Origin of the sequence: Diaphorobacter ruginosibacter (genome assembly GCF_040396215.1) — a bacterium.
GTDB classification, from domain to species: Bacteria; Pseudomonadota; Gammaproteobacteria; order Burkholderiales; family Burkholderiaceae_C; genus Diaphorobacter_A; species Diaphorobacter_A ruginosibacter_A.
Genome location: NZ_JBEBOW010000030.1, coordinates 24,015 through 30,131 on the forward strand (window position 1 = coordinate 24,015; position 6,117 = coordinate 30,131).

Here is a 6,117-nt window from a genome sequence, read left to right on the forward strand (position 1 = left end):
AACGCCTGCGCATGACGCTTTTCCGCGCAAATAGCCGCGCGCAGCTGCAGCGGCGCGAATGGTCGCTGCTTGCGATCGTGTTGCTGTGCCTGGTCAGCTGGGCATGCGTGACGGATGCGCTGCAGCGCATCGACCATCTGATCCACGACGTGGGCGGGCGCCTGCACGCGCCGCAGGCCAGATCCGACATCGTCATCGTCGCCATCGACGACCGCAGCATCAACGCCATTGGCCGCTGGCCCTGGCGGCGCGCGCTGCACGCGCAACTGCTGGATACGATCTCGGAGCAGTCTCCGCTGGCCATCGGCCTGGACGTATTGTTCAGCGAAGAAGATGAGGACTATCCCGGCGACGACATGGTGCTCGCGCAAGCCATCGCGCGAAACGGCCACGTGGCGCTGCCGCTCACGCGGCGCAGCGACACGCTGCGGGCGGCATTCGACACACCCGTGGAAATCATCCGCGAAGCCGCGGCGCAGTTGGGCCACGTGCACGTACAGGTTGATTCCGACGGCGTGGCGCGCAAGCTCTATCTCTTCGAGGGGCCTCGGGAATCGCCACGCCCGCACTTCTCCATGGCCGTGCTCTGCGCCGCAGGCGCGCTGCAGCAGGGCTGCGAAGGCATTGCCCCGCCGCCCGACTCCGAGCACTGGGTGCAGGAGCAACTGCGCGTGATCCCGTTCGCCACAGGCGCTCCGGACAAGCCGGCATTCACCACCTACTCGTATATCGACGTACTGATGAAGCGCGTGCCCGCGGACGCATTCCGCGGCAAATACGTGCTCGTCGGCGCAACGGCCACGGGCCTGGGCGACATGTTCGCCGCGCCCGTGGCGCCGGAGTCGGACCGGATTCCCGGCGTGGAGCTGGTCGCGCACGTGCTGAACTCCCGCATCAATGACATCCGTATCTCGCCCGCGCCCCTGTCCTGGAACCTCGCCTTCAACCTGATTCCCGTGGCGGCGGCGCTGGTCGCCGTGCTGCTGCTCGGCCCGTTCGCGGCGCTGATGGCTTGCGGAGTCATGTTCATCATCATGCTGATCGCCGGCGCGGGCACCGCGCTCGCAACCGGCTGGCAGTTCTCGCCCGCATCGGGGATGGTGGGGGTTCTGCTTTGCTACCCACTCTGGAGCTGGCGGCGCCTTTCCTCCGCCGCCATGTTCCTGCGGCAGGAAATGCACGATCTGGTGCAGGATGGCATCACGCTGCCCACGCAACTGCCGCCGCGCATCTCCCGCCTGCTACCCAGCGACTTCCTGGAGCGCCGCATCCACGCCGTGGAGCAGGCCTCGCAGCAATTGCGCGAGCTGCACCATTTCGTCAGCGACAGCCTACGCCAGCTGCCCTCGCCCACCTTCGTATGCGACAGCCTGGGCGTGATCACACTGGCCAATGCCGCCGCAATGCGCATGGTCGAGGACACCACGGACGACCCCGTGAACCACTCGCTCGCCGAATTGCTCAGCGACTTCGTGCACATCGAAACCGGCGCGGCGCTGCTGCCGCTCAATCCGCTGAAATGGACCGACGTACCCACCCAGCAGGAATGCCGGGACGACCAGGGCCGCTATTTCCTGTTCCTGTGCAAGCCGTTTGCCGCCAACTCCAATGCGGGCTGGCTCATCACGCTGGTCGACCTCACCGACATGCGCCGAGCGCAAAAGCAGCGCGACGAAGCGCTGAACTTCATCTCGCACGACATCCGATCGCCCAACGCATCCATCATCACGCTGCTCGAGATGCACCGCGAATACCCGGACCAGGTACCGCTCGGCGAGCTGCTGCCGCGCATCGAGCGCTATGCGCAATCCTCGCTGTCGATGGCCGAGGGCTTCGTGCGCCTGGCCAGCGCGCAGTCCCAGACCTACAGTCTCGCCGTCTTCGATCTGGCAGCCCTGCTCGAGCAGAGCGTGGACGACGCCTGGGCCGCGGCCCAGGACCGGCAGGTGCAGGTGCGCATCGCCAGCAAGCCCGATGCCGCGCCATGCTGGGGCGACCGCAGCATGCTCAGCCGCGCCATCGGCAACGTGATGAGCAACGCGCTCAAGTTCAGCCCGCCCCACTCCGTCGTGCACTGCAGCCTGCTGCCGCACGGCAATGAATGGGTCATCGGCATCCGGGACGAAGGTCCGGGCATCCCCGCCGACAAGCGCGCCTCGCTGTTCCAGCCGTTCCGCCGCCTGCACGAGGGCAGCCACCCCGGAGTGCAGGGCATAGGCCTGGGCCTCGCCCTGGTGCACACGGTGATCGAACGCCATGGCGGACAGATCGACGTGATCAGCGAGCCCGGCGAAGGCACCGAATTCCGGCTGCATCTGCCCGCAAGCATGCCTGACAGCACTTGACCATCCTCGTCATCGCACGCTTTTCATCCAATGCGGGGGACGCACGACGCCGCGACGCGGTTTTCCGGCCCCGAAAACGAAAAAGCCCCAGAACATTTCTGTTCTGGGGCTTGTCGTCTGGTGCGGCTGGCAGGAATCGAACCCACGACCCCTTGGTTCGTAGCCAAGTACTCTATCCAGCTGAGCTACAGCCGCTGAAGCATCGAATTATATACAGTTTTTTGATGTTCGAAAGAAAAACGCCATCTTTTTGAAAGAGCGCTGGCCAGCCGCCGTTTGCGAAGACCATCGTCTGCTTTCAGCGTTGCCCAATTCATAGTGCTTGCAAACACTATTGAAAACCAACGATGATTCAACCACAACCAAGGAAGACATGCGCCGCCTGCGATGCGGCCCAAAGAGCGTGAGTACCAAAGAAGAGATGACGGATGCCCGAGCCACCCCGCCCGCCGTGTCGCCCTCGGGGGCGATGTGGGAGCAATTGTTCCACCGCAGCTCCAAACCCGGCCTGAGCCTGCAGGGACAGATCCGCGAGATGATGGTGAGCGCGATCCTCACCGGCGTGCTCACACCCGGCGACCCGGTTCCCTCCAGCCGCGAGCTGGCGCGCCACCTGGGCGTGGGACGCATCACCGTGGTGCTGGCCTACCAGCAGCTCACCGAAGAGTCCTTTCTCGTAAGCCATCAGCGCAAAGGGCATTTCATCCACCCCGACGTGCTGCAGGGCCGTACACCGCAAGCGCCTCCCGCGCCGGATGCGGACGGCGAAGAAAGCGCGGTCACGCCGGCCGACTGGGGCCAGCGCCTCTGGCTGCGGCCCAGCGAGCAGCGCAGCATCGTCAAGAACGAGAACTGGCAGAGCTTTCCCTATCCGTTTCTCTACGGGCAATTCGACAAGGACCTGTTCCCCACCGCCGCATGGCGCGAGTGCTGCATCAAGGCGCTGAGCGTGCTCGACATCCACCAGTGGGCGCCCGACCTGATCACGCGCGATGACGACAGCCTGATCCATCAGATCCAGACCAAGATCCTGCCCAGGCGCGGCGTGTGGGCATCGCCGGACGAAATCATCATCACCGTGGGAGCGCAGCACGCGCTGTACATGGTGGGCGATCTGCTGCTGCGCGACGATTCCAGCGTGGGCATGGAAGACCCCGGCTACCCCGACGCGCGCAACATCTTCTCGAGCCGCACCTCCCAACTGAAGTTCCTGCCCGTCGACGGCAGCGGACTGCCGCTGTCCGGCGAGTTGTGCGACCTGGACTACCTCTACGTCACGCCCAGCCATCAATGCCCCACCGGCGTGACCATGCCGCTGGAGCGCCGCCACGCGCTTCTGAACATGGCGCAGGAAGAGGACTTCATCCTCATCGAGGACGACTACGAAAGCGAAAGCAGCTTCGACGACCAGCCGATTCCGGCGCTCAAGAGCCTGGACCGCAGCAACCGCGTGATCTACATCGGCAGCCTCTCCAAGAGCATGGCGCCCGGCCTGCGCGTGGGCTACATCGTCGCCGCACCCGAGCTGCTGCAGGAGCTTCGTGCGCTGCGGCGCCTGATGATCCGGCACCCATCCACGTTCATCCAGCGCACGCTGGCGATGTTCATCTCGCTCGGCCACTACGAGTCGCAGCTGCGCAAACTGGGCGCCGCGCAGAAAGAGCGCCATGCCGCGCTGGTCGCGGCCATGGCGGAACATCTGCCCGAATGCCGCATCACACCGGTGCGCGGCGGCGGATCATGCTGGGTGCAGTTGCCCGATCACGTATCCGCCCGCGAGCTCGCCGTGGTGGCGGCGGAACATGGCGTACTGGTCGAGCCCGGCGACATCTTCTTCCAGTCGCCGGTCGCACCCGGCAACTTCGTGCGGCTCGGCTACCAGTCCATTCCCACCAGCAAGATCACGCAAGGCGTCCAGGCGCTGGCCGAAGCCATGCGCGGGATCGGGCGTCCGGCCGCTTGAACGCGCGGGCGGCGCACGGCCGCTCAACCCAAAGACCCCACGCTTCCCCTCTGCCCCCCAAGAAGGTGTTTTGCTTGGGGCGACCCAACAACAAAAAGCCGCCGACGCACTCCGGCGCCAGCGGCTATCCACCGGGCAGGGCAAGCGGCCTCAACCCTTCCTGAACTTGGCCTGCTTGTAGTTCACAGGCACGCGCTCCGGCACTGCCTTGCCACCATTCACCAGATGGCGGATGAAGTAGGCCGCCAGCAGGATCGCCAGGCTCGCCACCCCCAGCATCAGCGGCGTGCGCTGCTCCGGAATGAAACCCATCGCCACCACGATGGCCAGCATGCCGCCGATGGCCAGCCATGTGAGGTACGGAAAACACCACATGCGCACCTTCAGCAGATGCGGCGCCTCGCGTTCCAGGCGCTTGCGCAGGCGCAGTTGCGAGACGGCGATCAGGATGTACACGAAGATCGCCACCGTGCCATACGAATTCACCAGAAACGCGAACACCGTGTCCGGCGAGACATACGACATCACGATGGCGCCGTAGCCGAACAGCGTGGCCATCAGAATGGCCCGCACGGGCACCCCGTTCCTGCTGACCTTGGCCAGGGCCTTGGGCGCGTCGCCGCGCCTGGTCAGCGCAAACAGCATGCGCGACGATGCATACAGGCCCGAGTTCAGCGCCGACAGCACGGCGGTCAGCACGATGGCGTTCATGATCTGCGCGGCGGCGGGCACGCCCATGGCGTTCAGCGCGCTCACGTAGGGAGTGGCGATTTCCCTGGAGTTCCAGCGCACCAGGCAAGCAACCAGCAGCACCGATCCCACATAGAAGACCAGCACGCGCGCGATCACCGAATTGGTGGCCTTGGCAACCGCCTTTTGCGGCTCGGCGGTTTCGGCAGCGGCGATCGTCACGATCTCGGCGCCAAAGTAAAAGCCCGTGGCAGCGACCGCACCGGTCAGAACGGGAATCCAGCCATTGGGCGCGAAGCCGCCGTGCTGCGTGAGATGGGCCACCTGCAGGCCATGCGCGCCGGGCGTCCAGCCCAGCACGTGAACACCGGCGATGAACAGGAACACGACGATCGCGGCCACCTTGATCGAGGAGAACCAGAACTCGAACTCGCCAAACGACTTCACCGACACCAGATTGGTCAGCGTGAGCATCACCAGCAGCACGAGGCTGATGATCCAGCCATCGACGCCCGGCATCCAGTAGCGCAGCAGATCGGCGCCCGCCACGGCTTCGAGCGCCACCACGATCACCCAGAAATACCAGTACATCCAGCCGGTCAGAAAGCCCGCCAGCCTCGACAGGCCCGGGCGGTCGGCGAACGCCTCGCGCGAATACTCGTAGAACGAGCCGCCGCCAGGCATGGCGCAGGCCAGCTCGCCCAGCATGCGCATCACCAGCACGACCAGCAGGCCGGTGATCAGAAAGGAAATGACGGCAGCCGGGCCGGCCTGCCTGATGACGACGCCGCTGCCGATGAAAAGCCCCGCGCCGATCACGCCGCCGAGCGCGATCATGGTCATGTGGCGCTCTTTCAGGCCCGTGGACAGGCCCGATGAGGAAGATTGGGATCCGATCACGAAATGTCTCCTGTTCTCTTTTTCGAGGCACGGCCATGCAATGCGCCGCGGCCCGCCTTCAACGGCGGCCAGCGCGCCCGGTTCCGGAATCTGCGTCCGGTTGATCCGGTTGAATATGTGCCGTGCAAGCGCCGCGTTGCCCTCCACGCGGCGGTGTGAAATCCGGGCGCGGCTCAGAACGTGTTCACGATCTCCTCGCGCCGCGACAGCGGCTTTGCG

3 protein-coding genes and 1 tRNA gene are annotated in these 6,117 nt (G+C 65.3%); 2 read left to right on the top strand and 2 right to left on the bottom strand.

Annotated elements, in window-relative coordinates:
* Positions 1–11 precede the first annotated feature (11 nt).
* A complete protein-coding gene (locus ABWP92_RS06025; protein ID WP_353234460.1) occupies positions 12–2,345 on the top strand; it encodes a CHASE2 domain-containing protein in 2,334 nt (777 codons plus the stop codon).
* 118 nt (positions 2,346–2,463) lie between these two features.
* Here ABWP92_RS06025 and ABWP92_RS06030 read toward each other — a convergent pair.
* Positions 2,464–2,540: transfer RNA gene (locus ABWP92_RS06030), tRNA-Arg, on the bottom strand.
* Positions 2,541–2,766: 226 nt separating this feature from the next.
* Between ABWP92_RS06030 and pdxR the strand changes: the two genes are divergently transcribed.
* The gene (gene pdxR / locus ABWP92_RS06035; protein ID WP_502907458.1) at positions 2,767–4,308 is read left to right on the top strand and encodes a MocR-like pyridoxine biosynthesis transcription factor PdxR; all 1,542 of its coding nucleotides are present in this window, start codon (positions 2,767–2,769) and stop codon (positions 4,306–4,308) included.
* A 150-nt stretch (positions 4,309–4,458) separates the two neighbouring features.
* Here pdxR and ABWP92_RS06040 read toward each other — a convergent pair whose 3' ends face one another.
* Entirely contained in the window at positions 4,459–5,841 is a 1,383-nt protein-coding gene (locus tag ABWP92_RS06040) for an amino acid permease (RefSeq protein ID WP_502907459.1), read from the bottom strand.
* Positions 5,842–6,117: the final 276 nt, after the last annotated feature.

What these genes read in the sequence shown, in the direction of transcription:
- pdxR (WP_502907458.1), top strand. Translation starts at nt 2,767, where the DNA reads ATGACGGATGCCCGAGCCACCCCGCCCGCCGTGTCGCCCTCGGGGGCG.
- ABWP92_RS06040 (WP_502907459.1), bottom strand. Translation starts at nt 5,841, where the DNA reads ATGACCATGATCGCGCTCGGCGGCGTGATCGGCGCGGGGCTTTTCATC.
- ABWP92_RS06025 (WP_353234460.1), top strand. Translation starts at nt 12, where the DNA reads ATGACGCTTTTCCGCGCAAATAGCCGCGCGCAGCTGCAGCGGCGCGAA.